Origin of the sequence: Pseudoalteromonas sp. L23 (assembly GCF_021728455.1) — a bacterium.
In the GTDB taxonomy this organism is placed as follows: domain Bacteria; phylum Pseudomonadota; class Gammaproteobacteria; order Enterobacterales; family Alteromonadaceae; genus Pseudoalteromonas.
On the sequence record NZ_JAKKCW010000023.1, the window covers coordinates 31,144 to 56,775 of the forward strand.

At 43.9% G+C, this 25,632-nt stretch carries 25 protein-coding genes and 7 tRNA genes; 20 read left to right on the forward strand and 12 right to left on the reverse strand.

The features are described from left to right. Both L3V43_RS22220 and L3V43_RS22225 read left to right on the forward strand, forming a co-directional pair. On the forward strand, nucleotides 1-372 hold the full coding sequence (locus L3V43_RS22220) for a hypothetical protein (RefSeq protein WP_237117402.1): 372 nt from the start codon (nucleotides 1-3) through the stop codon (nucleotides 370-372). After that, nucleotides 373-2,706, forward strand: a complete 2,334-nt coding sequence (locus L3V43_RS22225; protein ID WP_237117401.1) for a fatty acid cis/trans isomerase — start codon at nucleotides 373-375, stop codon at nucleotides 2,704-2,706. Between the two features lie 39 nt (nucleotides 2,707-2,745). Here the strand turns inward: L3V43_RS22225 and L3V43_RS22230 are convergent, their stop codons facing one another. After that, on the reverse strand, nucleotides 2,746-3,372 hold the full coding sequence (locus tag L3V43_RS22230) for a peroxiredoxin-like family protein (RefSeq protein ID WP_235368872.1): 627 nt from the start codon (nucleotides 3,370-3,372) through the stop codon (nucleotides 2,746-2,748). 114 nt (nucleotides 3,373-3,486) lie between these two features. Here L3V43_RS22230 and L3V43_RS22235 point away from each other — a divergent pair, with 114 nt between their 5' ends. Then, nucleotides 3,487-4,107 carry a dUTP diphosphatase gene (locus tag L3V43_RS22235; RefSeq protein ID WP_017219351.1) on the forward strand — a complete coding sequence of 207 codons (621 nt, stop codon included), beginning with the start codon at nucleotides 3,487-3,489 and terminating at the stop codon, nucleotides 4,105-4,107. Here the strand turns inward: L3V43_RS22235 and yrfG are convergent. After that, a complete protein-coding gene (gene yrfG, locus L3V43_RS22240; protein WP_010607908.1) occupies nucleotides 4,104-4,763 on the reverse strand; it encodes a GMP/IMP nucleotidase in 660 nt (219 codons plus the stop codon). The genes L3V43_RS22235 and yrfG overlap by 4 nt on opposite strands. Before the next feature lie 61 nt (nucleotides 4,764-4,824). On the opposite strand from yrfG, the gene nudE reads away from it, so the two are divergent. The 6 genes from nudE (at nucleotide 4,825) to L3V43_RS22270 (ending at nucleotide 9,799) form a co-directional block, all read left to right on the forward strand. Next, the gene (nudE, locus tag L3V43_RS22245; protein WP_095728586.1) at nucleotides 4,825-5,388 is read left to right on the forward strand and encodes an ADP compounds hydrolase NudE; all 564 of its coding nucleotides are present in this window, start codon (nucleotides 4,825-4,827) and stop codon (nucleotides 5,386-5,388) included. Between the two features lies 1 nt (nucleotide 5,389). After that, the gene (cysQ, locus tag L3V43_RS22250) at nucleotides 5,390-6,193 is read left to right on the forward strand and encodes a 3'(2'),5'-bisphosphate nucleotidase CysQ (protein WP_095728585.1); all 804 of its coding nucleotides are present in this window, start codon (nucleotides 5,390-5,392) and stop codon (nucleotides 6,191-6,193) included. Between the two features lie 241 nt (nucleotides 6,194-6,434). Continuing rightward, nucleotides 6,435-6,511, forward strand: a tRNA-Met gene (locus tag L3V43_RS22255). Between the two features lie 165 nt (nucleotides 6,512-6,676). After that, nucleotides 6,677-6,753 (forward strand) — tRNA-Met (locus L3V43_RS22260). A 165-nt stretch (nucleotides 6,754-6,918) separates the two neighbouring features. Beyond that, nucleotides 6,919-6,995, forward strand: a tRNA-Met gene (locus tag L3V43_RS22265). Nucleotides 6,996-8,209: 1,214 nt separating this feature from the next. Continuing rightward, complete coding sequence (locus L3V43_RS22270) at nucleotides 8,210-9,799, forward strand: methyl-accepting chemotaxis protein (RefSeq protein WP_102055883.1); 1,590 nt, start codon at nucleotides 8,210-8,212, stop codon at nucleotides 9,797-9,799. Nucleotides 9,800-9,867: 68 nt separating this feature from the next. Here the strand turns inward: L3V43_RS22270 and L3V43_RS22275 are convergent, their stop codons facing one another. From L3V43_RS22275 to L3V43_RS22300, 6 genes are all read right to left on the reverse strand, one after another. After that, entirely contained in the window at nucleotides 9,868-11,052 is a 1,185-nt protein-coding gene (locus L3V43_RS22275; RefSeq protein WP_102055884.1) for a dipeptidase, read from the reverse strand. 105 nt (nucleotides 11,053-11,157) lie between these two features. Then, nucleotides 11,158-11,403 carry a YheU family protein gene (locus L3V43_RS22280; protein ID WP_010607914.1) on the reverse strand — a complete coding sequence of 82 codons (246 nt, stop codon included), beginning with the start codon at nucleotides 11,401-11,403 and terminating at the stop codon, nucleotides 11,158-11,160. Nucleotide 11,404: 1 nt separating this feature from the next. Continuing rightward, entirely contained in the window at nucleotides 11,405-12,412 is a 1,008-nt protein-coding gene (locus L3V43_RS22285) for a hydrolase (protein WP_010607915.1), read from the reverse strand. Nucleotides 12,413-12,659: 247 nt separating this feature from the next. After that, nucleotides 12,660-12,806, reverse strand: coding sequence for a hypothetical protein (locus L3V43_RS22290; RefSeq protein WP_010374526.1), 147 nt, complete (start codon nucleotides 12,804-12,806; stop codon nucleotides 12,660-12,662). A 173-nt stretch (nucleotides 12,807-12,979) separates the two neighbouring features. Next, on the reverse strand, nucleotides 12,980-13,429 hold the full coding sequence (locus tag L3V43_RS22295) for a TIGR02444 family protein (RefSeq protein ID WP_102055885.1): 450 nt from the start codon (nucleotides 13,427-13,429) through the stop codon (nucleotides 12,980-12,982). After that, nucleotides 13,423-15,351 carry an ATP-binding cassette domain-containing protein gene (locus L3V43_RS22300; protein WP_237117400.1) on the reverse strand — a complete coding sequence of 643 codons (1,929 nt, stop codon included), beginning with the start codon at nucleotides 15,349-15,351 and terminating at the stop codon, nucleotides 13,423-13,425. The genes L3V43_RS22295 and L3V43_RS22300 overlap by 7 nt, the downstream gene beginning before the upstream one ends. A 130-nt stretch (nucleotides 15,352-15,481) precedes the next feature. On the opposite strand from L3V43_RS22300, the gene L3V43_RS22305 reads away from it, so the two are divergent. Then, the gene (locus tag L3V43_RS22305) at nucleotides 15,482-15,682 is read left to right on the forward strand and encodes a YheV family putative zinc ribbon protein (protein ID WP_237117399.1); all 201 of its coding nucleotides are present in this window, start codon (nucleotides 15,482-15,484) and stop codon (nucleotides 15,680-15,682) included. A 36-nt stretch (nucleotides 15,683-15,718) separates the two neighbouring features. Here L3V43_RS22305 and L3V43_RS22310 read toward each other — a convergent pair whose 3' ends face one another. Together L3V43_RS22310 and L3V43_RS22315 are read right to left on the reverse strand one after the other, a co-directional pair. Then, nucleotides 15,719-15,931, reverse strand: coding sequence for a SlyX family protein (locus L3V43_RS22310; RefSeq protein ID WP_010374533.1), 213 nt, complete (start codon nucleotides 15,929-15,931; stop codon nucleotides 15,719-15,721). Then, nucleotides 15,928-16,941 carry a hypothetical protein gene (locus L3V43_RS22315; protein WP_010607919.1) on the reverse strand — a complete coding sequence of 338 codons (1,014 nt, stop codon included), beginning with the start codon at nucleotides 16,939-16,941 and terminating at the stop codon, nucleotides 15,928-15,930. Before L3V43_RS22315 ends, L3V43_RS22310 begins: the two co-directional genes overlap by 4 nt. Nucleotides 16,942-17,209: 268 nt before the next feature. Between L3V43_RS22315 and fkpA the strand changes: the two genes are divergently transcribed. Beyond that, the gene (gene fkpA / locus L3V43_RS22320) at nucleotides 17,210-17,962 is read left to right on the forward strand and encodes an FKBP-type peptidyl-prolyl cis-trans isomerase (protein ID WP_026001096.1); all 753 of its coding nucleotides are present in this window, start codon (nucleotides 17,210-17,212) and stop codon (nucleotides 17,960-17,962) included. A 76-nt stretch (nucleotides 17,963-18,038) separates the two neighbouring features. Here the strand turns inward: fkpA and L3V43_RS22325 are convergent, their stop codons facing one another. Next, a complete protein-coding gene (locus L3V43_RS22325; RefSeq protein ID WP_010607921.1) occupies nucleotides 18,039-18,509 on the reverse strand; it encodes an Rsd/AlgQ family anti-sigma factor in 471 nt (156 codons plus the stop codon). Between the two features lie 466 nt (nucleotides 18,510-18,975). On the opposite strand from L3V43_RS22325, the gene hemE reads away from it, so the two are divergent. After that, entirely contained in the window at nucleotides 18,976-20,040 is a 1,065-nt protein-coding gene (gene hemE, locus L3V43_RS22330) for a uroporphyrinogen decarboxylase (protein ID WP_010374544.1), read from the forward strand. A 71-nt stretch (nucleotides 20,041-20,111) separates the two neighbouring features. Here hemE and L3V43_RS22335 read toward each other — a convergent pair whose 3' ends face one another. Beyond that, nucleotides 20,112-21,956 carry a M1 family metallopeptidase gene (locus L3V43_RS22335; RefSeq protein ID WP_211868959.1) on the reverse strand — a complete coding sequence of 615 codons (1,845 nt, stop codon included), beginning with the start codon at nucleotides 21,954-21,956 and terminating at the stop codon, nucleotides 20,112-20,114. Between the two features lie 183 nt (nucleotides 21,957-22,139). Between L3V43_RS22335 and murB the strand changes: the two genes are divergently transcribed. From murB to L3V43_RS22375, 8 genes are all read left to right on the forward strand, one after another. Further along, on the forward strand, nucleotides 22,140-23,159 hold the full coding sequence (gene murB / locus L3V43_RS22340) for a UDP-N-acetylmuramate dehydrogenase (RefSeq protein WP_237117398.1): 1,020 nt from the start codon (nucleotides 22,140-22,142) through the stop codon (nucleotides 23,157-23,159). Next, nucleotides 23,146-24,138, forward strand: coding sequence for a bifunctional biotin--[acetyl-CoA-carboxylase] ligase/biotin operon repressor BirA (gene birA, locus L3V43_RS22345; RefSeq protein WP_237117397.1), 993 nt, complete (start codon nucleotides 23,146-23,148; stop codon nucleotides 24,136-24,138). Before murB ends, birA begins: the two co-directional genes overlap by 14 nt. Next, nucleotides 24,135-24,827, forward strand: a complete 693-nt coding sequence (locus L3V43_RS22350; protein WP_102055890.1) for a type III pantothenate kinase — start codon at nucleotides 24,135-24,137, stop codon at nucleotides 24,825-24,827. Before birA ends, L3V43_RS22350 begins: the two co-directional genes overlap by 4 nt. A 124-nt stretch (nucleotides 24,828-24,951) precedes the next feature. After that, nucleotides 24,952-25,027, forward strand: a tRNA-Thr gene (locus L3V43_RS22355). Nucleotides 25,028-25,075: 48 nt separating this feature from the next. After that, nucleotides 25,076-25,160 (forward strand) — tRNA-Tyr (locus L3V43_RS22360). Between the two features lie 44 nt (nucleotides 25,161-25,204). Then, nucleotides 25,205-25,279: transfer RNA gene (locus L3V43_RS22365), tRNA-Gly, on the forward strand. Nucleotides 25,280-25,292: 13 nt separating this feature from the next. Next, nucleotides 25,293-25,368, forward strand: a tRNA-Thr gene (locus L3V43_RS22370). A gap of 137 nt (nucleotides 25,369-25,505) precedes the next feature. Next, the coding region (locus L3V43_RS22375; RefSeq protein WP_033023824.1) for a GTP-binding protein at nucleotides 25,506-25,632 on the forward strand (127 nt) is incomplete at its 3' end.

Below are 25,632 nucleotides of genomic sequence, written 5' to 3' on the forward strand. Positions count from 1 at the left end.
ATGGAATTACAACAAGATACCCCATTATCACTGCCGCTTTTTTTGTTAGACGATAACATCGAGAATCGTGATATCGACTCTCCAGATGCTGAAGTATCAGTGATGTTGAGTGAGAACCTCCTTGCTCATTTGTGCCAAAACCCAAAAGAAGATGAGAATATTAGCTTGCATATTGATGACTATGCGCTCAACAACATTAGTACGACAATGACTGAGTTGATAGGTGCGGAACATCAGTTGCAATTGCTCATTAATCGCGGGCCTATTCTCAGTGCTGTGCTGAGCACCAGTAGCGATGCATTATTTGTCTCGCCTCCAGTAGAAATGATGCCGACTTTTGATCTTGGGCTGGATGACGACGAGGGCGAGTAAATGTCTAAACGTGCACTGTTTTGTGCGGTGGTTGTCGCCGTGCTTTCTGGCTGTGTGGCTTTGGGTGTGTCTAAATATGATGATATGTTTGGACCAGAGCAACCCCAAGCACGAATCGAACAATATCACCAAGGCGGTGCACGTTACTTACAAAGCGTGAAGCCCATTTTGGAGTCGCGTTGTGTGGTTTGCCATGGTTGTTATGACGCACCTTGTCAGCTTAAACTGTCATCTCCAGAAGGAATAGATAGGGGATTGTCAAAGGAATTAGTGTATGACGGCACGCGGTTGTTAGCACAAACACCAACCCGGCTGTTATTCGATGCCCAAACCACGACACAGTGGCGTGAGCGTGGTTTTACCCCAGTGCTGAATGAGCGCAATCAATCTGAATACAGCAACCTAGCTGGAAGTGTGCTTTACAATAGCTTGCTGTTAAAAATGTCTCATCGTTTTCCTGAGCAAGGTATTTTGGGTAAAGAGTTTGATTTCTCTTTAGATCGAACGCAGTCTTGCCCAACCATGGATGAATTTTCTACCCTTGCGAAACAACAGCCTCATGCGGGGATGCCCTACGGCTTACCAGCGCTCACGCATGATGAATTCAAAACCTTGGAAGCATGGCTGCAAAGTGGCAGTAAAATGAGCCAGATTGCAAAGCCAAGTGTTGCAGCACAAAAAGAAGTGAAAAAGTGGGAACAATTTTTTAATCAGGACTCCAATAAACACCGCCTTGCCGCGCGTTATATTTTTGAGCATTGGTATTTAGCCCATATCCACTTCCCTCATCTGGATGACCCCGCGTTTTTTCAATTGGTACGCTCAAGCACGCCGCCGGGCCAGCCAATCGCACTGGTGAGTTCGGTGCGTCCGTTTGACGATCCTGAGATCGATAGGGTGTATTATCGATTGATGCAAGTGCGCAGTACCATTTTGTCAAAAACTCACATGCCACTGGCATTGAACGACGCCAAGCTATCTCGGTTACATCAGCAATTTTATGCAGCGGATTATCACGTGGAGGAACTGCCAGGTTATGAGCCAGAGCTTGCAGCAAACCCATTTAAGGTATTCAAAGATATTCCGGTTAATTCTCGTTATCAATTTATGCTGGATGAGGCCGAGTTAATTGTAAAAGGCTTTATCAAAGGTCCTGTATGTCGAGGCCAAATAGCGCTTAATGTCATTAACGATCATTTCTGGGTGGCGTTTGTTGATCCTGAAAAAAATAGCAATGAAGCGGTGAACCAGCTGCTGCTTAAACATGATGAAGATTTGGTACTACCTGCGGCTGAGCAAAGTAATGCTTTACCGCTTTCCAGTTGGGCGAAATACGCCACTAAGCAGCAGGATTACTTACGTGCCAAAACAGAGCTTGCAGATAAGATGTTTGCCGATGGGCAGCGTCTCAATATGGACTTGATTTGGCGTGGAGAGGGGGAAAACCCGAATGCAGCATTAACTATCTTCCGTCATTTTGATAGCGCAACGGTGGTTAAAGGTTTTATCGGCCAGCCTCCCAAAACAGCTTGGGTATTAGACTATGCCTTGTTCGAGCGCATTCACTACTTGCTGGTGGCAGGTTTTGACGTGTATGGCAACATTGGTCATCAGTTGATCACACGCTTATATATGGACTTTTTGAGGCTTGAAGGTGAGCAAAACTTTTTAAATTTACTGCCACTTAGTCATCGACAGGAAATTAAACGCTATTGGTATCGTAAGTCACACTTGAGCTTAAGTGAGTTTATCAATCGCAAATCACTAATCGGTGCGCCAACGGGGATAAAATACGAAACGGACGATCCAAAGCAAGAGTTGTATGACAAACTACATGCTGTGCTTAAGCCGATTCTAAATAGGGATTATGACTATCAAGCCGTCGGCAAGCCACTGCAGGCACTCAATAGCATGTCCGTTAGGGCGATTAATTTGCTTCCTCAGGTCTCGTTTATTATTACTAAGCAAAGTGACGGTTCACATCAAGCGTTCTCGCTATTACACCATAATGCCCACTACAACATCTCCAGTTTGTTAAATGAAGAAGGGCAAAGAGCGTATACAGAAGACACGGCGACGATTGTGCCAGGCTTTATCGGAGATTACCCAGAGGCAATTTGGTATTTAGAAAGCGAGGTAGCACAAGAGGACTTCGTCTCATCATTTAGCCAAATGAATAGTGAGTCTGATTACCGAGCGCTACGAGCGCAATATGGGATCCGCAGGACTCACCCAGAGTTTTGGCGTTACAGTGATTTAATTCACGATATTGCCAAACAAACACGTGGCGTTGAATATGGTTTATTTGACTATAACCGGCTAGAAAACCGCTAAAAAATGGAGTCTTCGGACTCCATTTTTTATGTGCTTTTTCTATAGTTGACTAGCTGCTTTGACCGCGGCTAGTAGCACACTTTCATCCAATCTCACTTTGTAATTTGGGTTTGCGTATTGAAATTGGATCAAGCCCTTCTTATCGACTACAAATACCGCCGGCACCGGCAAGGCAACTTTATCGTTCCCCTCAAAATCAACAAAATTTACGCCCAACTTGTTGCGATAAGCAAGGGCTGTTTTATCATCTAGGAAATAGGCGAGACCTAACGCTTGGCTCATACGCATTTCGTTATCAGACAACAGTTGGTAGTGAGGGGATTCAATTGTACTTTTTGCCAGCGCCTCAGGTGAGTCTGGTGCGATAGCAATAATTTGTGCCCCCATCTTAACAAGCTGTGGTTCAATTTCTTGGATACCCGCGAGCTGTCTTGAACAGTATGGACACCAGCCACCACGATAAACCACCAGTACGGTGATATTTTCTTTATAGCGTGTCGGGAGGTCGACAGTTTTACCTGACTTATCTTTGAGTTGTAATGCAGGGGCATCAATGCCTGGAAGGAGTGGGCTTACTTGTTCAGGTGCTGCGGCGATATTAGTGATTTCAGCTGCGCTGACAAAGGCTGAACAAGCCAAAGCGAGCGATAAAATAAAATGACGCATAAAAAGTTCCTAGGGTTTCAAGTTGATATCGACTCAGAAGACCTAAGCGCTGGCGAAAATCTTTCACTTCGGTATGATATCGCTCGTAATTGATTTCCATGAAGAGAGAGCACAATGTCTGCAAACATCACTAAGCTTGTGGTTATGCTAGAAATGCAACATGCCATGAATACCAAAGTACACCAACAATGGTTTGAACAAGGGTTTGAATGGTACCGCGCAATTTGGGTTGAGTGTGCAGAAATGCTAGATCACTACGGCTGGAAATGGTGGAAAAAGCAAACGCCAGATACAGAACAAGTGATTTTAGAGCTAGTGGATATTTTTCATTTTGGCTTGTCTTTACGTATCGATGGCGAAACATCATTTGAGCAACTAGCGACTCAGTTAGAGGCTGAATTGGCAAAGCCAACTACCGCAGAAGACTTCAAGGAAACCCTTGAATTACTTGCAAGTGCGGCTGTAACCAAACGCGAGTTTGATGCCCATGCGTTTGCGGGATGTATGCAGCAAATCGGAATGTCTATTGATGACCTATACCGTGGATATGTCGGTAAAAACACGCTTAACTTCTTCCGCCAAGACCATGGCTATAAAGATGGTTCTTACATCAAGGTATGGAATGGCCAAGAAGATAACGAGCACTTAGTCGAAGTGGTGAAAAGTCTAGATACAGCACACCCAGACTTTAAAACACACGTGTACGACGGCTTAAAAGCTCGCTACCCAGCTTAATCTATAATAGGTAGCAAGGTACGGTAATCGGAGACTGAGAGATATTCAGTGATCTCTCGCTCTGGTTGCCGACTGTCAGGGTTAGCAACGGCAAGCAAATGGCCAATACCAAATTCTTTCGCAGCATTTAACACGCTAATGCTATCGTCCACAAATAAAGTGCGGGACTTATCAAAGCCCAAATCACGCTCTACCTGTTGCCACAACATCTGACTTTCTTTACTTACGCCATATTCATGGGTTGAAACCAATTTGTCGAGATACTTATCGAATTGGGTACGCTCAATTTTCAAACTTAGACTGTTTGGGTGAGCGTTGGTCAACAAGATAAGCTGTTTTCCACTCTCTCTTAAGGCCTCTAAAAACGCTGGTACATCCTCACGAATTGAGATCAAGTGTTGTACTTCACGTTTAAGCTCCATAATTGGGAGCTGTAGTTGTTCCTGCCAATAATCTAGGCAATACCATTCTATCTGGCCCATTACTGCGTCATAACGCGCGAGGATGTCGGCCCTTGCAGCCTCAAGGGTTAAGCCTTGACGTTTTGCGTGTGCCTTAGGCACAACGTCGAGAAAAAAGTGATTATCAAAATGGAGGTCGAGTAATGTGCCATCCATATCTAACAAAACGGTATCGATATTTGACCAATTTAGCATAGGCATTTAACTTCAAAGGCTTTATGATTAGGTTATTCGCCATGATAGCAAATAATGATCTATGTCACATAAAAAGCATCCCACACCACCAGAAATTTTAGCTTGCGACGTCGTGGCTAAAAGCAAATTGTTCACGGTAGAAGCACTTTCGTTATCTTTTTCGAATGGCGAGCAACGAGAATACGAAAGAGTTCGTGGCGGTGGCCGTGGCGCAGTAATGATCGTGCCCATAACTGCTGATAATGAGCTATTATTAGTGAGAGAATACTGTGCAGGAACACATGACTATCAACTCGGCTTTCCCAAAGGGCTAATTGACCCTGGCGAAACCCCGGTGGAAGCGGGTAACCGAGAGCTAAAAGAAGAAGTGGGTTTTGGTGCAAATGCTTTCTCTGAACTCAAAGTAGTGTCACTGGCACCGAGTTACTTTAATGCTAAAATGCATATTTTGGTCGCTAGTGAACTTTACTCAGAACAGCTTGAAGGTGATGAACCAGAGCCACTGGTAGTAGTGAAGTGGCCGCTAGATAAATTATATGATCTGTTACATCAAGAGGACTTTACCGAAGCAAGAAGTGTCGCGGCACTACTGTTATTAAAAGCACATTTGAATCTGGAGGCGTAAATTGCAGTCCTATTTAGAGCCTTGCATCGCACTGGCACAACGTGCCGGTGAAGCCATTATGGCAATTTATCAAGCCGATGATATTGGTAAAAAAGAAAAGTCTGACCACACTCCTGTCACTGCCGCAGATTTGGCATCTAATGAGATCTTAATGGCGGGTCTTGCTGAAATAGCACCTGACATTCCGGTAATGTCTGAAGAAACACCAATTCCACCATTGAGTGAGCGACAAGATTGGCAGCGCTACTGGTTACTCGATCCTATGGATGGCACTGGGGAATTTATTCTCGAAAGCGGTGACTTTGCCGTCAATATTGCGCTAATCGAAAATAATCATCCTGTGTTAGGCGTCATTTACTGGCCATCTCAAGGGCTGACATATTACGCGAGCAAAGATGAAGGTGCGTTTAAACGTAGTGACTCAGGCGAAAGTAAACGTATTTTCGTCTCGCCACGAGAAACGCTGACATTGGCAGTAAGTCGCAGACAAAAGCTTGAAGCGGTTAGTCAGTACTTAAATAGTCAGTTCGACACTGTGGCACTTGGGTCATGTTCATTAAAAGCCTGCATTATCGCAGAAGGTAAGGCGGATTGTTTTTTACGAGTAGGGCCAACGGGAGAGTGGGATACTGGCGCGTCACAAATCATCGTCGAAGAAGCCGGAGGTTGTATTACCGATGCTGAGTTTAACCCGCTGACCTACAATCGACGAGAAACTACCGAAAACCCAGACTTTATTGTTATGGGGCATCCCGATTGGCAATGGCAAAAGTTGATCAGTCCACATCATCGAACGATAGAATAAATAACGGTTTAAGTTGAAGGTTGTGGGATTTTTGCGCACTTGAATTGTTTTAAGCATTAAATCCCTTGCAATAAAATTTTAATCCATTATTATAGCGGCCTCTTGAAAGGGAAGTCCTTTTTAAGAGTTTACAGGCGCGGGATGGAGCAGAATGATAAATCATTCGTCGGACTCGCTAAACCTGGAAAGAATCGAAGGTCGTCGGTACCCGACGAAGAATAGATTCATAAAAACATACAGGCGCGGGATGGAGCAGCCTGGTAGCTCGTCGGGCTCATAACCCGAAGGTCGTCGGTTCAAATCCGGCTCCCGCAACCAACATCAGTTGGATGTATAAAGTCTCAAGTACAAGACTCAAAATTAAGTACAAATACAGGCGCGGGATGGAGCAGAATGATAAATCATTCGTTGGACTCGCTAAACCTGGAAAGAATCGAAGGTCGTCGGTCCCCGAAGAAGAGTAGGTTCAAAAATATATACAGGCGCGGGATGGAGCAGCCTGGTAGCTCGTCGGGCTCATAACCCGAAGGTCGTCGGTTCAAATCCGGCTCCCGCAACCAACATCCGTTGGATGTATAGAGTCTCAAGTACAAGACTTAAAATTAAGTACAAATACAGGCGCGGGATGGAGCAGAATGATAAATCATTCGTCGGACTCGCTAAACCTGGAAAGAATCGAAGGTCGTCGGTCCCCGACGAAGAATAGATTCACAAAAACATACAGGCGCGGGATGGAGCAGCCTGGTAGCTCGTCGGGCTCATAACCCGAAGGTCGTCGGTTCAAATCCGGCTCCCGCAACCAATTTTTAATTGGACTGTATAATCTAAAGAACTCTCCCAAAATTCATCGGTTCACTCTTCATAAATTAATAGTTCCCGCAACCAATTTTTAATTGGAATGCACAATCTAAAGAACTACTCCGAAATTCGTCGGTTCACTCTTCATAAATTAACGACTCCCGCAACCAATTCTTAATTGGACTGCACACTCTAAAGAACTAGTACAAAAGTCGTCGGTTCACTCTTCATAAATTAATAGTTCCCGCAACCAATTTTTAATTGGACTGTATAATCTAAAGAACTCTCCCAAAATTCATCGGTTCACTCTTCATAAATTAATGGCTCCCGCAACCAATTTTTAATTGGACTGCACACTCTAAAGAACTAGTACAAAAGTCGTCGGTTCACTCTTCATAAATTAATGGCTCCCGCAACCAATTTTTAATTGGACTGTAAAATCTAAAGAACTCTCCCAAAATTCATCGGTTCACTCTTCATAAATTAATGGCTCCCGCAACCAATTCTTAATTGGGCTGTAAAATCTAAAGAACTAGTACAAAAGTCGTCGGTTCACTCTTCATAAATTAATGGCTCCCGCAATCAGCCTTTTTAGTTCAGTTACCTAAAACCCTCTCAATGGACAGTCAGTTTTCTTCGCTATATACAGAGAAATAAATCATCCACTTTTTATTATTCAAAGCCTGAGTGTTGCTGTTGTTTGATGCATTTCTTACATTGGAATTAATCTTAATACTTACACTGTGAGCAACAACCTATACGCGGGTTATGGAAACCCGCTGTTAAAAAGTGAATAGATTTAGCAAAGGCAGGTGAATCCGATTTGACAGCTAGCAAGATCGGAGTGATTGCAACAAGCTGAGATGTCTTGGCGAGATGCACATTTCATCGTGTCCTGACATCCGTAAACTCTCGTATAATCACCTCCGGCTACTTGAGGGGTTGCTTCCTGAGGTAGTTTGTTATCTTGAGTGAGTTTTTTTAGCTGCTTTTTTTGGAGCTTTATTTTCATTTTCAATATCCTTTTTATAGATTTATTAAGTTTGTTATCACGAAACCGATAGCGTGATCTGTTTAAAAATAATACAAAGAAGTGTTGTTGTAAAACAAATAATGAAATGTAATTATTTTGTTTTCTTTTGAATGGGTGAAGATTATTTGTCTATAAATCTTTATATGGTCTAGGCTTTTACTATCTCTTGTTTGAGGTGTATGAAGATGGATTTACATAGTATTCGAGTCAAAAGTTCGTTGCCTACGGCTATGTTGACGATCGTGTTGCTATTTGTGTTTTTTGGTTTTTCGGTGTTGCTCAATAAAGTGCAATCGGCACTTGAGATCCAAACTGAAAACTATTTAAAAGCCGTGTCAGTGGTACTCAATGCGGATAGAGACTTTTATCAAGCTCAAGAAGCCTACCTCAAATTATTAGCTGGTGAAGATAAGCGGGCGGATTTTGAAGAAAACGCCGAGCAGGTGAAACAGCGCTATCAAAAGTATCTTCAGTTTATGTCACTCCACCAGAGTGAGCTGGGTAGTTTTGCAACTTTTGACGCGGACTTTCAAAGTTGGTATCGCGTGACGGTGGCGAGTATTAAAACCCCGACAGATAAAGCGCTTCAAACTGAGTCGGCTAAGTTATTTGGTGCAGTTCGTGATGTGCTTGATAAAGCCGGTGAATTAGCCGATGGAAAATCTGCTGCAAGTCGCGCGTTAGTCGTTGCTGAGGTTACTCAGATAAAGTGGGGTCTTGGTGTTGGTGCCTTGCTCCTACTTGGTATTGCTTGTTGGATTGCTTATCGAATCCCTCGTCAGCTAGCAAAGCAGATAAACTTTGTGTCAGATAGGATCTCTGAAATCGCCTCTGGAGACGGAGACTTAACTGGTCGCATTGAAATCAAAGGAAATGATGAGTTTGCAAAGCTATCGCTAAACTTTAATCATTTTCTCGAGAGTTTACAGGCGATGGTTACAGCACTTGTGAAAGATGGTGGCGAGCTGTCGAGTTTGTCGTCAAAACTCAGTCATTATGCCACACAGTGCCATGACTTAATCGACTCGCTTGGTAAGTCATCACATACCATTGTTAGCGCGGTGAATCAGCTAAGTCACTCAAGTCAAGAAGTCTCGTCGGTGGCAGAAAACTCATTGAAAGAAGCTGAAGCTTCACATCGCTACGCAGCACAAGGTAAAACGGTGTTGGCTGATTCAAAACAAAAAATCACTCATCTTGCTGATAATATGGAAGCGGCACTCTCCAGTTCGTTAGCTTTACAAAAAAACTCTGAAAACATTACGCAAGTGCTTGATGTTATTCGCGGGATCGCTGAGCAAACCAATTTATTAGCGCTCAACGCGGCAATAGAAGCGGCAAGAGCAGGCGAACAAGGTCGTGGATTTGCAGTGGTAGCTGACGAGGTTAGGTCACTGGCCACTCGAACACAAGACAGCACTAATGATATTCAGAAGATGTTGGAAGCATTCTCCCATAGCGTAGAGGACTCACAAAAGACCATTGAAGATGGTAAGCAGTATGTTGATGTTGCAGTAGAAAGTTTTACGAAGGCAACGGAGCTATTGGAGTTAATTGCACAAAGTGCGGTGAAAGTGACTGAGCTTTCAGAGCAAACCGCTCATGCGACTCAGCAGCAAAATGCAGTATCTACTGAGGTTAGCAGTAATTTAACTGATTTAAATGACAAAACATTGGACGGCGAGCGGTTGTCTGGAGAAACGCACCAAATTTCGGATGATGTGCTGCGAGTCACCAGTAAATTGGTGAATGAATTATCTCAGTTTAAAGTCTAAGGTCTTGTAAGGTATGCCGTGCGGCACACCTTATAAATCAGTGGTTTGAACAGTTATTTAACCTGAGGTTATTTAGCGAACTTCTTTGCGTAAGCCTCAGCTTGTTTCCACACGCGCAGGGTATTGCCACCTAAAATCTTTTTGATATCAGCGTCGCTGTAACCTCTATCCAAGAGACCTTGCACAAGATTTGGATACGTTGACACGTCTTTCAGGCCAACCGGTAGTGAGTCACCCACACCATCGTAATCTGAACCAATTCCTACGTGATCTATCCCTATCAACTTAACGACGTGGTCAATGTGATCTAGCACTTGATCAAGTGTGGCAAATGGAAACGGATTTTTTGCTCTAAACGCCGCTCTAAAATCGGTGCGATCTTTGTCTTTGGCTTCTTTTTGTGCTTCGTCACGCTTGTCATACCAAGCTCCAGCTTTTGCCGTCACAAAGCTCGAGCCAAAGTTAATTTGGATCACGCCGCCATTTTTTGCCAAGGCTTTGAGCATTTTGTCATCCATATTGCGCTCGAATCCTGGGGTGTATTTGCGCAGGGATGAATGTGAAGCAACGACCGGTACTTTTGAAATGTCCATAACCTGATAAAAGGCGTCATCGGAAATATGTGATACATCAATGAGCATACCAATTTTGTTCATTTCAACCACAAGCTCTTTACCAAATGGGCTTAAGCCTTTCCATTTGCGGCGTACATCATAAGAAGAGTCAGAAATATGGTTGCTTTGCGAGTGTGCTAAGGTGATATAGCGTACGCCACGGTCATAAAAATGCTTAAGGTTTTTCATCTCACCTTCAATGGGCGAGCCATTTTCCATGCCCATCGCGATAGACATAATACCACTGTCAAATTGCGCATAAATGTCGTCGGTATTGTAAGCCATTGCAAATTTATCTGGTGCGCGATGTGCTAAGGCTTCCATACCGTCAATCAGTTGATTGGCGAGTTGATAGCTTTTACCTTTACCTTCAAATTCTAAATTAGCAGGAATATAAATAGACATAAATGGCGCATTAAGACCGCCTTTTATCGCGCGAGGGTAATCAAAATCACCGCCTTCGGTTGCTTGGCTAACATCATCCCATTTACTTTGGATGCGATATGGAACGTCGATGTGTGTATCAATTAGGATGTTATCGTGAGCGAGTTTAACTGCGCGCTCAGAGGCTTTGTATTCAGTTGCATAAGCGCTAGAAACAGCCAGCGCTAGGGCGCAAAGAGCAGTGCCGAGCTTCATAAAATTGCCTTTCCTTTATAGTTATAGAAATTTGATTGTAACAACTCCTGTCACTTCGACAACTGTTTACGATTAGCGCTAAATACAAAGAAAGCTGAAGGTTTTTTAATACTCGTAATCTTCCTGTGCTTGCATTGCTTGAAATTGTTGTTTGCTAACAATATTCACAGATTCATGTAATTCTGAGAAAACGATCAGCGCTTCTCCGGATTTTAGCTGTGCTTTCACTTGCGCGACTTTGCTCTCGGTGCTGACCTCGGTATCGCCATAGTCTGTTCCTTCTCGCAGCACATAGTGCTCAATAAGATTGTCTAGCGTCTCTTGCGGAAGTTGTTGATAGGGAATGAGCATACTACTTAGCCTTACTATAAATTTGCTGTAAATATTGTGGAATAACGCTTTCTAGCCAAAACCTAGGTTTAAGGGGGTTACTTCCCGAAATAAACCCTACGTGACCACCGTGGGGACTCACTGCGAGCGTCACCGGTGAGTTAACCTGAGCGGCTGTAGGCACGGCTTGTGATGATAGCATGGGGTCATCTTCGGCGTGGATCAGGAGTGTTGGTGTCGTGATCTGGGTTAAGTAGGGCTGCGAACTTGCTTGTGCGTAATAGTCTTCCGCGCCGTTAAAACCATGCAGCGGTGCCGTTATCTTATCGTCAAATTGCCAAAGGTCATCAATGGCATAAAGGGCAGGCTTGTCTATCCTAATTTGCGACTGGATGGTGTCTAGCTTACGTGAAAAAGATTTCTTCATCCTGTCTAGCAAGTATTTTTGATAGAGCTTAAAACAGCTCTTTCTGATCACCTGACAAGAGGAAGAAAGGTGATAAGGCGCTGAGACGACAACACCAGCTTCAAGACCGCTTTGCGATTTGGTTTCTCCCAAGTATTTGGCAAGTACATTACCGCCGAGCGAGAAGCCAACCGCAAATAATGGCCGTTTAGGAAAACGGGCTTTTAGCGTGTCTATAAAAAAGCCAAGATCTGAGGTTTCGCCGCTATGATAAGCCCTAGCTTGGCGATTCACTTCACGTGAGCAGTTGCGAAAGTGCATCAGTACGGCATCAAAACCATGGTGTACCAACGCTTTTAATAGGCCTTTTGCATAAAAGCTGTTGATATTGCCTTCTAGCCCATGTAATACCACAACCAAAGGTGCCGATTTATCGCCGTGTTTTGCCCATGCAAGTTCTAAAAAGTCATCGTCTGGTGTGTCTAGTGTTTCATAGTCGACGGGCACCTGTAATCTAGGCCTAAAGAATCGCGGAAGTATGGTTTGGGCATGGCGGTTGCGCATCCACCAAGCGGGCTTAAATTCGTAATTATCGGCTGTTATTGTTTTCATGGCTTGATTCATAATAGAAACTGCGTCTTTTTGACGGTTGCTCGCAAAGCAAAGAAAGGAAGCTATCCAGTTGCAAAACACGTTTTAGCCAGTTTAACGTATTATCAGTTGAGGGTTAAGCAAATAAAAAGCACCCGACCAGTAAACTGATAAGGTGCTTTGTGCGTCGTGCTTAATTCTGCAAGTTGGGGAACTACGTCGAGCCGATCTTCTACTACTTATTCTTCAATCGCCCCAAGGTAATACATTTAAATCTGTTCTATTGTTCGTTAGGTACTTCAGCGTCCATGACTTTTTTAATGAAAAAATAGACGTAATAACAGCACAGCAAAATTACAATCCCTAAAAAGCCAAAAGACAGAAACAACACAGGGTCGGAAAAAAAGTCTCTAAAGAATACGTTCATGGCTGTGCCTCCTAATTTGTCGATGAGTAAATAGTAGTGGAGGTCTGAGGGGCTTGATATGATCAAGATCAAGTTTCAATCCTGAGTGAAATTAAACCTAGGCAAAGGCTTGATCTCGATCAGGTTTTATATCTAAGTTGGGTAAATATCAGGGCTTATATTTATTTAATGGCTTAGAAGTCAGCCGTATTGAATAAAGCGTCGTACTCACTCTGACTCAAATAGAGCAGCACATTGCTACATGATTGCAGTGGCGCAAACGAAAAGCGCTTTAATGTTTCCAACAATAGCACTTGTTGGCGCTTTTCAAGCTCAAGCTCTGCAGTCAGCATCGCAGCTCGTAACTTTTTATAGTCTTGGTAGTCTTGATGATGTGTTTTTAGGGTATGGCGGATCGCGCGTTGGGGTTGTAGCACCGCTTGGTCAAATTGCTTAGCAGTCTTTACCAGTGCGGTTAGGGTGTCGGGGGTAATCGTCAGTGCTAAAGTGTCTAGGTAACAAAGTAACAGGCACAGGTTGATATTTTTGCCTGCAGCATCTTGCAAATTCAGCAGCCGCGATTGCATTTGCGGGCGGCTGTAGAACTCACAGGCAAATTGCCAAAAGTCTTCACGACTTAGCATATCTCTCCAGTCTCATCGAAATGATTTTGCTTTTCTTCTAACTCTTCCAATGCCATTAATAAGTTTTCTTCTGTGTCATTAAGCTCTGGGGTTATTTTGGCTTGTCTTGCCAGTAAGTCACTTAATTTTGCCTTGTTCTCGTCCGTGTATAGACTGTTGTCAGCCAAAGCTTGCTCAATTTCATCTGCTTGCTCAGTGAGTTTGTCGAGCTGTTTTTCGAGTTTTTCAATCGACTTTTTCAACGGTTGAATGGTTTTTCTGAATTCGGCTTCAAGACGCTTTTGCTCTTTACGATTGGCATTAGAGTTTTGCTTTGGTTCAGCCTCTGATCCACTTGGTTTCGCTTGCTCTTTATTGGCATTCATAAGCCATTGGTAATAGGCATCTAAGTCATAGCCGAACTGAGAAACGGTTCCATTATCAACTAAATAGTACTCGTCAGCGGTATTTTTCAGCATGTGGCGATCGTGGGAAACCGTGACCATTGCACCCTCAAAACCTTGCAAGGCCATCACAAGTGCGTGTCGCATTTCTAAATCTAGGTGGTTGGTCGGCTCATCGAGTAACAGCAGGTTCGGCTTTTGATACACCAGCATCGCAAGTACGAGTCGTGCTTTTTCGCCACCAGAAAACGGCGCAACGGGTTCGAGGGCCTTATCACCATGAAAAGCAAAACCGCCCAAGAAATCACGAATAAGCTGCTCTGGTACTTTAGGGTCTAAACGTTGAATATGGGTAACCGCACTGGCCTCAAGATCGAGAGACTCAAGCTGATGCTGAGCAAAATAGCCTACATTTAATCCTTGGTGTAGAAACACTTCACCAGCTTGTGGGGTTAAATCGCCGGCAAGTAACTTGATTAGGGTCGATTTACCAGCACCGTTACGGCCAAGTAACGCAATACGGCTACCTGGGACCAGATTAAGCTTGATGTCATGCAAAATGGTAACGTCACCATAGCCCGCTTTGGCTTGCTCTAGTGTCATCAATGGATTAGGCAAGCTCGTTGGATCTGCAAATTCAAAATTAAATGGTGAATCTGCATGAGCGGGCGCGAGCATTTCCATGCGTTCAAGGGCCTTCACTCGACTTTGCGCTTGTTTTGCTTTACTCGCTTTCGCTTTAAAGCGGGTAATAAACTTCTCTAAATGTGCAATCGTTTCTTGTTGCTTCTCGTAAAGCGCTTGGTGCTGTGCCATGCGCTCTGCTTTTTGACGTTCAAACTGAGAATAGTGACCTTTATAGACGTTGATCTGCTGTTGGTCGATATGCCAAATCTCGCCAACAACTGCATCTAAAAATTCGCGGTCGTGAGAAATAAGCACTAATGTACCCTGATAGGCGCGCAAAAAGCGTTCTAGCCAATAAACCGCGTCCAAGTCCAAGTGATTGGTTGGCTCATCCAGAAGCAATAAATCGGCATCGCGGATCAGCGCTTGCGCAAGGTTCAAGCGCATGCGCCAGCCACCAGAAAAGTCGCTAACGGCAAACTCAATCTGTTCATTGCTAAAACCAAGGCCATGGAGTAGTTCACCCGCTTTGGCTTCAATACTATACCCTTTGATGTTCTCTAGCTGTTGGTGTGCTTTTGCTTGTAGTTCACCATCACCGTCCCGCTCCGCTTGTTGTAGCTGCGTTCTCAATACATAGTATTCAGGGTGTCCCTGTAGTACATACTCGAGGGCGCTAATGGAGAGTGCTGGGGTTTCTTGTTTTACTGATGCAATAGACCAATCTTTTGGAATAGAAAAATCACCTGAATCGAGTTGCAGCTCACCTTTTAGCAGCGCAAAGAGAGATGATTTACCACAGCCATTGGCACCGACTAGGCCCGCCTTATGTTGTGGATAAAGCGTTGCATTTGCTTGTTTTAGCAGTGTTTTACTGCCACGAAGTAGCTCGATATCAGAAAGTTGGATCATAATTCTAAAAGTCTGTCTAAATTGCGCGCATCATAGCATGGATCCAATCCCTTACTCCAAGCGTATCATGACAAATAAAATTAGGATAAAATGACAAACCTTAAACTCGGTGTTCATTAGAGGTGTAGAGTTGAAAGTTAAGAAGCGTTTTATTGCAGGGGCAAGTTGTCCAGAATGCCAAAAAATCGACGTAATGATGCTCTACAAAGAGCATGATGTTGAAAAAGTTGAATGTGTTGAGTGTGGCCACGTAATGTCACAGCCGAAAGACGCGGTACAGGTTTCCACACGCCAGTTTGAGCAAGTCATAGGGGTGTTCAAACCGGAGTGAGTGATCACCCCGGTTTTCAATTAGTCAATTAGTCTGTTAGTAGTGCGGTGGTGGTGGCTCTTGATGTTGAGGCATTAAACCCGGATCCCGGCCTTCTTTCATTTTCTCTGCCAATAGCTCAATTTGTCGTTGCATTTTAGCCAAGCGCTGCTGATGTGCCTTTAGCTCTTCATTTAAGGTTTCGATTGTATCTTCTTGAAAGGCAAGCTTAGCCTCAAGCTCAGTAATTCTGTTTTCGATTTCATTCATGGCTTTTTCACCTGCGCAAATTTTTCCAGTAGTCCGCTGGAACTTTCGGTTAACAATGCAGTGTCCTGGTCTTGAAAAGCAACGTCAAATACAACCGCAGACTTAGGGCGGCTGCCTTCTCGGGGTTGCACACGCCAAGTTTGCAATCGTTCACCATCACTCACTTGCCATAAAATAAGCTCGCGGTTAGGTGAGCCGGTAGCCAAGAGCGTTGCGTCTTGATTAAAGCGCACTGCACTGAAAATTTTCTGGCGAGCAATATACTGTAATTGTGCTTTGAGATCACCAGAAGTTAATTGCCAAATGCTCGCTTTTTTCATGCTATCTGCGGTAAAAGCAAATCTTCCTTGGTCATCTAATGCAACTTTGGTCACGCGACTTGGGTGGTTAAAGCGGTGGATCACTTGCCCCGTTCTAGTATCCCAAAAGTAAGCGGTATAGTCGTTGCCTCCGGTTAAGGCAAAGTGACCATTGGGAGACATGGCAATAGAATTGATATTTTCTTGATGTCCAAGGAACTCTATCCGCCTTCCACTCTCTAAGTCGAGGTGAACGACAACGTTATCACTGCGGGCATAGAGTAAATATCGGCCCGCATTGCTAATTGCGATATCTCGAATAGTGCCAGACTCGATCTCAAAATATCCTAGGTTTTGACCGCTTTCGATGCTCCAGATGGCGAAAGTCTTATCAGTGGCAGTGACGGCCGTGGAGTTGTCATTAGCTAAAGCCAGTGAGTGAATGAGATCATCGGGGACATCGGAGTGACGCCATTGAAATTTGAGGCCTTGCTCTTGATTATCCCAAAGTACGGCCCCATGCTCTATGGAAGAAACAAGGCTGTAGTGACCGTCCGTAGAGATTGCTGCAGAAAATGCGCCTCTGCTGGCATGTTCCACGGTCATAACGGCTTTTGAAGTGTCAGGGCCACAGCCGGTTAAGGTGAAGCAACTGAGCATCGCGCATGCAAAGAGGAGGCTTGTCCACTTAATGTTGACGAGTTTGACCATAAGTTAGGTAAATCCTCCTTAACTCCGAAGTCTATCACAGGTAGACTAAAGGCACTAAAAACAAGATATTATTTTGATATTAGCGTATTAAAAGCGTAATGTCGTTACGCGATAATGGCAAGCAAATGCATATTGGCATTCTGATTAGAGAATGTTAATGTGGCTAGCACCTTTTCTTATTAATATAAAATTAACAATGGCACCGCATATCAAGCTCTCTTGCGCGAGCATTGGTGTTTTGATAGTAGGGACTGTCGGAGAGTTGAGAATGAAACAGACGATTAAACTGTCACTCGTTGCTGCTTCAGTGTTAGCACTAGTAGCGTGTAATAAAAAAGCAGAAGAGCAGAAGCCTGCTGAAGTTAAGCTAGATACAGAGGTGCAACAGCAAGCATACGGTATCGGTGCTTCAGTTGGTAACTTCTTGCAAAAAGACTTAGCGGATAAAAAAGAGCTAGGCATTGAACTTGATCAAGAGTTATTAATGCGTGGTTTTAAAGACGCATTGGCTGGTGAAGCTAAGCTAGATGAAGCAAAAATCCGTGAAGTACTCACTTCACTAGATTCTTCTGTTCGTGAAAAGCAAGCTGCTAAAGTTGAAGCTGACGCGAAGAAAAATAAAGAAGAAGGCGATAAGTACCTAGCTGAGAACGCGAAGAAAGAAGGTGTTCAGGTGACTGAGTCAGGTCTTCAGTATGAAGTGCTAAGCGAAGGCGACGGTAAAAAGCCAGTCGCAACAGACAAGGTGACAGTACATTATAAAGGTACATTGCTAGATGGCTCTGAGTTCGATAGCTCTTACGCACGTAATGAACCTGCTACTTTCAACCTAAATCAAGTTATTGCAGGTTGGACTGAAGGTCTACAGTTAATGAACACTGGCGCTAAGTATAAGTTTACTATTCCTGCGGAGCTTGCATACGGCACTCGTAACCTTGGTAAAATTCCAGCTAACTCAACACTGGTATTTGAAGTTGAACTGCTAGGTATCGAAGACGAAGCTGAAGAAGCTGCTGAATAATTTGGCAGTGTCCGTAAAGAAAAAGGTGAGATAGCTATCTCACCTTTTTTTATATTTTGGTGCCCGCAAATTTAGACTATTCAGTGTGATTAGAATAAAGGTTATCGATCAGTTCGTCTTCCAATTGGAAGCGTAACTCAAGCGTTTCACCTAATACAGACAAGTCGTTATCGAAGTCTGCTAATTCTTGCGTTTCTTGATTTACTTCAGCGTATTTGTCGTTGAAATCAAGTGCGGTATCAGTCGTATCTGTGATCCGAGGGTACAGTGACTGAGCTAATTTTGCGCTTTCAGGGCCTTTTTCTTGGCAGGCCTCAACAATGTTGTCATAAATTTCAAAATGACCAGCTGAAAGGTAGTCCATCAAAATCTGGCAGAATGACTGAATGTCAACTTGCTCAGGAAGTGCTTTACCATTTCGAGTTGGTGAGCATCCTGCAACTTTATAATATAAAACCAATAGTTCCTGACGCTCTGCTAACCATGCATCAATAACACTATGGCTACCTCCCCATTTCTGTTGGGCTTGTTCTAACTGCGAAAGCATAGTGATTCTCCTTAAGCGGGTTACCTACCCCTATGGAAAGGGAAACGGGGCAAAAGGTCAACCAATTTTTTCTGTAAAAGCGTAAAAAGATCAAAAGATTATTGGTTTGATTATCGGGAATGTTAACAAATTCAGGAGGATAAAAATAAAAAAACCACCGAGAGAAACTCAAGGTGGTTCAAAATAGCAGTTTAGCTTGTTGCGTAATGTTGTTATTTTTCTAATTGAAGGTGTTTTGTTGTTATTTTTCTAACGCGGTAATTTTATACCAACCTTTTAATCGTGTTGCAAACAGTTTAATTGCTTGTTTCGGTAACTTTTACACAAGCTTATGAATTTGTTCCTAATAAAGTGAGGTTTAATCTAGATCATGACGAGGCGCTGGCAAGGATAGTTTAGATAGTGCCCATGTGCACTTAGTGATACAATCCGCACAATTGAATTTAAGTATTGGAATAGAGACGCTATGAGCGAATTAAAAAACGATCGTTATTTACGAGCGCTATTAAAACAACCAGTTGACGTCACACCAGTATGGATGATGCGCCAAGCTGGTCGTTATCTACCAGAGTATCGTGCCACCAGAGCACAAGCTGGTGACTTTATGAGCCTTTGTAAAAATGCAGAGCTGGCATGTGAAGTGACATTACAGCCGCTTCGTCGTTATCCACTAGATGCGGCGATTCTGTTTAGCGATATTTTGACTATTCCAGATGCAATGGGACTTGGACTTTACTTTGAAACCGGTGAAGGTCCAAAGTTTGAGCGTCCTATCCAATCGTTAGACGATGTTAAAAAGCTACCTAAATTGGATCCAACCGATGAGCTTGGTTATGTAATGAATGCGGTGAGCACAATTCGTCGTGAGCTTAAAGGTGAAGTACCACTTATTGGTTTCTCAGGCTCACCATGGACACTAGCGACTTACATGATTGAAGGCGGTAGCAGCAAAACATTCGGTAAGATTAAAAAGATGGCGTTTGCGGAGCCGCAGACACTACACCTACTGCTAGATAAAGTGGCTGATTCGGTTATCGACTACCTAAATGCGCAAGTAAAAGCGGGTGCTCAGTCGCTAATGATCTTCGACTCTTGGGGTGGAGTATTAAGCCCGCGTGACTACAAAGAGTTTTCACTACAATATATGCATAAAATTGTAGACGGTCTTATTCGTGAAAATGACGGTCGTAAAGTACCTGTGACATTATTCACGAAGAACGGCGGTCAATGGATTGAAGCGATTGCAGCCACTGGATGTGATGCAGTTGGCCTTGACTGGACGATTGATATTGCCGATGCAAAACGTCGTGTAGGCGATAAAGTTGCACTACAAGGTAATATGGATCCTTCAATGCTACACGGTACCCATGAGCGTATTCGTGAAGAAGTTCAGCATATATTAGCTGGCTTTGGCGAAGGTAATGGTCATGTGTTTAACTTAGGCCATGGTATTACGCCTGATGTTGACCCTGAAAATGCAGGTGTTTTCATCAACGCGGTTCACGAATTTAGCCGTCAATATCACAAGTAATTTAAGTTTGAACTTAAACTTAAAATGGAGAAGAGCGCTCACAGAGGCGCTCTTTTTGTTTTTGAAATGTATTATTCAAACAAAGCGTCGATGGTGCCTTGAGCAAGCGGGTGGTATCCCGGACGTGCTTGTTGGTAAACACGGTAAGCCCAGTCACGTTTACCATGCTTAATGAGTGACTTGTATAAATTCACAATAAGCTTGCGACGACCAATACTTACCAGGTGCTTTTCAAGGTCTGGGTAAATAGCTTGATAGCCGTTACCTACTGCTAGCATATACCAAGCAAATGCGCGTTCAGCGTTGGTCGATTGCGTCAGCTTAAATGCCTTGTCCAATGCTTCCATACGCTCGATGGCGAGATCTCTTGGTAAGTTATTAATAAAGTGCAGCCATTCATGTACTGTCCAAGCGTCGGTCGGTAAATCTGCAAGTGTTTTCTCGTCTTTTAACCAAGCTTGAGTTAGCGCATCCACTTTTTCAAAGGCATCAGAAGTTGGGTTCGGTGCGTCGCTTGGCAAGCCTGGCTCATAAATCCACTCTTTGGCTTTTTCTAAGCTCACGATACCAGGATATTGCTGTAGTAAGTGTTTGTCTAAGTACGCGACGAATTCATCAGTAGTCAGAGATTTAAAAGAGAAAGTGTTAAAGTAGGTTTTAACAAACTTGTCGAACTTGTCACGACCAAACTTTTCTTCTAGATAAATAAGGAATAATTGACCTTTAGTGTAAGGTACAGAGCTAAATGCATCGTCAGGATCGCGGCCATTAAGCTCTAAATTCATGCGTGTATCAGGAGCGGCGATAGTTTTAAGTTGTGCACGCAGCCCAGCAGCGTCAAGTGCTTGCTCCATCACCGCGCGATCACGACCAAACACTTCTTCCATAATACGGTTTTCAACGTAAGAGGTGAAACCCTCATTTAGCCACAGATCTTCCCATGTTGCGTTGGTCACTAAGTTGCCAGACCAAGAGTGCGCTAACTCATGGGCGATTAGGTTTACTAAACTTTTGTCACCGGCAACTACGGTTGGCGTGATAAATGACAGGCGTGGATTTTCCATACCTCCAAACGGGAAGCTAGGCGGCAACATGAGCAGGTCGTATCTACCCCAAGCGTATTCACCATACATGGCATTGGTTTTGTCGATCATCGCTTGTGTATCGTTAAACTCTGCAACAGAGGCATCGAGGATTTGCGGTTCTGCAAAAATCGCAGTTTGGTGCGACATCTCTTTATATTCAAGGTTACCTGCACCAATTGCAATTAGGTATGGTGGGATAGCTTGCGGCATATCAAACCAATAATCGCCATCTTTGATCAATGCGCCGGTATTGTCCGCACTCATTACCGCACGCACATCTTTAGGCGTATGTACGCGAGCAGAGTAAGTCACACGCATTGCTGGCGTATCCTGCACAGGGATCCAACTACGAGCATGAATAGCTTGAGACTGGCTATACATAAATGGGTGAGATTTACTTGCGGTTTGCTGCGGTGTTAACCACTGTAGACCTGATGCTACTGGCAAGCTGTTGTAATAAATCCGTGCTTTTTTTGCTTGCTCTTTAAAGTGAATAGTTAACTTAGCACCTTTCACATCATCGCGCTTGGCAAGATCAAACTTGGCGGTATGCCATTTATCATCTCTACCTTGATACATCACTTTGTCGATTTCGAGGTCACGCGTATCTAGTACCAGTGTTCTTGCTTGGCGGTTCTGCCAATCTAGCGTGTGTTCAACAAAACCTTCTAGCTGCTTATCTTCAAAGTCAACGTCTAGGTCTAAATGCAAGTGTGTGGTAATAACATCGTTAAGATTGGCGTAAGTGTGTTGGTCAACGGCTGCGTTTACATCAGCAGTGTGGACAAGGCCAGCCATGGCAAGGCTGAGCGTAAGTGCCGAAAGTTTCATCATAATGCTGCTCTTATAAAAAGAATATTCCCAATTAGAACGGCTAACATAACTAATTTCTAACCATTTAAACAGTATTAGCCGATGGGTTACGTAAAATGATGGGTAAGATGACGTTAATGCGTAAGTCAGGGCAATGCGCTACACTAGCGCCAGTTTAGTTAATATTGGCAAGGTGCTGCAGTGACTAGTTTGCAGTCTTATCACACTTTTTCGCTGCCGTCGGGTTGCGAGTCCCTTATTGTTATCACAGATCCACATGCGCTGGTTGAGCTCGATTTCAATCGTCCTTTCTTTTTAATTGGGGAAGGGAGTAATACCGTTTTTCTGGAAGACTATGCTGGAACCGTTATTAAGCTTGCGACCTTAGGTGTCGATATCGAGCAACAAGATGATGATTATGTCGTTACAGTCGCAGCTGGAGAAAACTGGCACCAGCTCGTTACAAAGCTGCTTGATAACGGAATTGATGGGTTAGAGAACCTCGCATTGATCCCTGGTACCGTTGGTGCGGCACCGGTACAAAATATCGGCGCCTACGGCGTTGAAGTATCACAATTTATCACCGCCGTTAGAGGGTTTGATATCGCCGAGCGGCGCTTCACGACATTAACAAATGCAGAGTGTGAATTTGGCTATCGAGATTCAGTCTTTAAACACCGCCTAAAAGATAAGTTCGTTATTACTGAAGTGACATTGACTTTGCCTAAACGTTGGCAGCCAACGCTAAGTTATGGCCCTCTACAAAGCTTGAGTGATACAGCAACCGCACAAGAGGTTTGTGAAGCGGTGATAGTTACTCGAAACAGTAAATTGCCCGATCCTGCGACGCTTGCAAATGCCGGGAGTTTTTTTAAAAACCCAGTGGTTGATAGGGCGTTTGCAGCTCAGTTGCAAAGTGAATTTCCAGAGATGCCAGCGTTTAATGTGGACAATGACCATGTAAAACTTGCGGCTGGCTGGTTGATTGACAAAGCGGGTCTAAAAGGTTGCCATCGCGGAGCTATTCGTGTGTATGAGAAACAAGCACTAGTACTTGTTCATAGCGGTGGCAGCACCGGTGAAGATTTAAAACAGTTAGTGAGCCATATTCAACAAACCGTTTGGCAAAAATTTGCTGTGTTACTCGAGCATGAAGTGCGCCTTATAACAAAGCATGGTGAATGTCAGTTGCAAAGTGTGGAATATCATGAAAAAGCCTGATCATAAAAAGCAAACGATTTTAGCGGCCTTGAACAAAGGAAAGTTTGTCTCAGGGCAGGAGTTGGGTGAGCAATTAGGTATTAGTCGCGCGGCTATTGCAAAGCATATTGCGGCGTTGCAAGAGATGGGCGTGGATATTTTTCGAGTCAATGGCCGCGGCTATAAACTCAATTATAGCTTACCGCTTATTCATCAAAGTAAGTTGAATACTCTATGGCAACAGCAGTTTCAAAGTGAGTGTCCAATCGAATATCAAGCAATTATAGACTCAACGAATAGCGAGCTAATGCGCCGTTTGCAGGACAAACAGAATATGGGCTCAGGCCATGTCTTGGTGGCAGAAATGCAGCAAGCTGGCAGGGGGCGCAGAGGTCGAGTATGGCAATCGCCCTTTGGTGCTAACCTTTATTACAGCTATTACTGGCAGTTTGACGCTGGCATGCAAGCGGCGATGGGCTTATCTATTGCTGTAGGACTTGCGGTATATGATGCGTTAAAGGTCCTTTATGGTATTTCCGTTGAATTAAAATGGCCAAACGATATATATCTCAACCAGCAAAAACTGGCGGGGATTTTGGTTGAGCTAGAAGGGCAGGTGGAAGGGCCTTGCCATCTCGTGATTGGGATTGGGCTAAATATATGTATGCCAGAATCTGCCTCTAAGCACATCGACCAAGCTTGGACAGATCTGCAAACGCACTTAGGCCAAATTGATAAAAATCAGTTAGTGGTGCAGCTCACTCACTCTTTGTCTGAGCGTCTTACGCAATATAAAGAGTCTGGACTGAGTGATATGGTGACCGAGTGGAATAGTCTAAATGTCTTTAAAGGTGACGCGGTGACCTTGAGTACAGGACAAAGAGAATGGCGTGGGATCTGTGAAGGCATAGATATGCAAGGCGGCTTATTGCTTAGGCAAGATGGTGAGCTTAAAGCTTTTTATGGCGGTGAAATTTCGTTAAGAAAGGTGATATCGTGAAACTGCTAATTGACGTAGGTAATACTGCAGTTAAATATGCGCTTGAGCATGAAGGCCGTATTAGTCCTGTAAAAGAAAGTGATATTGAATGGCAAAAGCTAACCGCAATTGTCTGCTCTCAGGTTGGTAAGGTGGCGGGATTACAGTGGGTGGAAAGTCGTGCCTCTGAGTTTGGTCTTGTGCTAGAGCAAGCACAAGTATCGGCAAGGCGAGCTGGGGTAACTTGCGCCTATCCTAGTTTTAAAAATTTGGGAATTGATAGGTGGCTTGCGGTACTCGCCGCGCATGCTCTATATCCAACACAAGATATTATCGTAATTGATTCTGGCACTGCGACCACGGTTGATGTAGTGACTGCACATGGGATACACATGGGAGGGTGGATTTTACCAGGTATCGATCTCATGATTTCCAGTATTACCGCGCGTGCAGAGCGGGTATTTTGTGATGAGAACACGCCTTTTGCCGCAGAATTTGCTAAAAATACACCAGAGGCGGTGAAAAATGGTGCGTTAGCCGCAACACTTGGGCTCGTACATAGTGCAAAACAGCAACTTAATAATGAGTCTGCGTTGGTATTGTGTGCAGGTGGATATGGCGAGTTAATAAAAAATCATATGGCGTCAGCGGTTTTTGATGACCTTTTGGTATTCAAAGGGCTGTCAGTTTGGTGGAAAAACCCACAATAACTGTAAAAATGTCATGGGATTGGCTTAAAACTGAGCGTTTGAACAATAAATTTAAATTTTTTTGCATATTCCTGTTGCATCAAGTCAATGGTTGCTCTAATATCTCGCCCCGTACTAAAGCAGTGCCGACTTAGCTCAGTTGGTAGAGCAACTGACTTGTAATCAGTAGGTCATCCGTTCGACTCGGATAGTCGGCACCATCTTTTTACCCTATCTTGTATAGGATGCTTTAGGAAAGAATTTTACGTGGAGGGGTTCCCGAGCGGCCAAAGGGATCAGACTGTAAATCTGACGGCTCAGCCTTCGCTGGTTCGAATCCAGCTCCCTCCACCACTTTATTCTTGACGGTTAGAGGTAGTTAAGAACAGGTTCCTAAAGCGGGCATCGTATAATGGCTATTACCTCAGCCTTCCAAGCTGATGATGCGGGTTCGATTCCCGCTGCCCGCTCCAGTTCGTCTGGCGTGCTGATATAGCTCAGTTGGTAGAGCGCACCCTTGGTAAGGGTGAGGTCGGCAGTTCAAATCTGCCTATCAGCACCAGTCTCCGAAGAATCTTCTCAAATACTTCCTTTGAATTGTCGAAAAAATATTTATAATAGACTGAATAATTCTAATCCACACTCGTCGTGGATTATTTTTATATGTAATCTAGATACACAAAACTTATAGGTTTCGTCATGGCAAAAGAAAAGTTTGAACGCGTAAAACCGCACGTAAACGTAGGTACAATCGGCCACGTTGACCACGGTAAAACAACTCTAACTGCAGCAATCACTAACGTACTTGCAAAAGTATACGGTGGTG

Bases quoted from the DNA above. Each gene is read 5' to 3' on its own strand.
- L3V43_RS22290 (WP_010374526.1), bottom strand. From the start codon at position 12,806: ATGAACGTATTCTTTAGAGACTTTTTTTCCGACCCTGTGTTGTTTCTG.
- L3V43_RS22335 (WP_211868959.1), bottom strand. From the start codon at position 21,956: ATGAAACTTTCGGCACTTACGCTCAGCCTTGCCATGGCTGGCCTTGTC.
- L3V43_RS22285 (WP_010607915.1), bottom strand. From the start codon at position 12,412: ATGAATCAAGCCATGAAAACAATAACAGCCGATAATTACGAATTTAAG.
- L3V43_RS22295 (WP_102055885.1), bottom strand. From the start codon at position 13,429: ATGCTAAGTCGTGAAGACTTTTGGCAATTTGCCTGTGAGTTCTACAGC.
- L3V43_RS22280 (WP_010607914.1), bottom strand. From the start codon at position 11,403: ATGCTCATTCCCTATCAACAACTTCCGCAAGAGACGCTAGACAATCTT.
- birA (WP_237117397.1), top strand. From the start codon at position 23,146: ATGAAAAAGCCTGATCATAAAAAGCAAACGATTTTAGCGGCCTTGAAC.
- L3V43_RS22310 (WP_010374533.1), bottom strand. From the start codon at position 15,931: ATGAATGAAATCGAAAACAGAATTACTGAGCTTGAGGCTAAGCTTGCC.
- L3V43_RS22325 (WP_010607921.1), bottom strand. From the start codon at position 18,509: ATGCTTTCGCAGTTAGAACAAGCCCAACAGAAATGGGGAGGTAGCCAT.
- L3V43_RS22315 (WP_010607919.1), bottom strand. From the start codon at position 16,941: ATGGTCAAACTCGTCAACATTAAGTGGACAAGCCTCCTCTTTGCATGC.
- L3V43_RS22220 (WP_237117402.1), top strand. From the start codon at position 1: ATGGAATTACAACAAGATACCCCATTATCACTGCCGCTTTTTTTGTTA.
- L3V43_RS22300 (WP_237117400.1), bottom strand. From the start codon at position 15,351: ATGATCCAACTTTCTGATATCGAGCTACTTCGTGGCAGTAAAACACTG.
- L3V43_RS22235 (WP_017219351.1), top strand. From the start codon at position 3,487: ATGTCTGCAAACATCACTAAGCTTGTGGTTATGCTAGAAATGCAACAT.
- L3V43_RS22225 (WP_237117401.1), top strand. From the start codon at position 373: ATGTCTAAACGTGCACTGTTTTGTGCGGTGGTTGTCGCCGTGCTTTCT.
- fkpA (WP_026001096.1), top strand. From the start codon at position 17,210: ATGAAACAGACGATTAAACTGTCACTCGTTGCTGCTTCAGTGTTAGCA.
- nudE (WP_095728586.1), top strand. From the start codon at position 4,825: ATGTCACATAAAAAGCATCCCACACCACCAGAAATTTTAGCTTGCGAC.
- L3V43_RS22230 (WP_235368872.1), bottom strand. From the start codon at position 3,372: ATGCGTCATTTTATTTTATCGCTCGCTTTGGCTTGTTCAGCCTTTGTC.
- L3V43_RS22270 (WP_102055883.1), top strand. From the start codon at position 8,210: ATGGATTTACATAGTATTCGAGTCAAAAGTTCGTTGCCTACGGCTATG.
- L3V43_RS22275 (WP_102055884.1), bottom strand. From the start codon at position 11,052: ATGAAGCTCGGCACTGCTCTTTGCGCCCTAGCGCTGGCTGTTTCTAGC.
- yrfG (WP_010607908.1), bottom strand. From the start codon at position 4,763: ATGCTAAATTGGTCAAATATCGATACCGTTTTGTTAGATATGGATGGC.
- hemE (WP_010374544.1), top strand. From the start codon at position 18,976: ATGAGCGAATTAAAAAACGATCGTTATTTACGAGCGCTATTAAAACAA.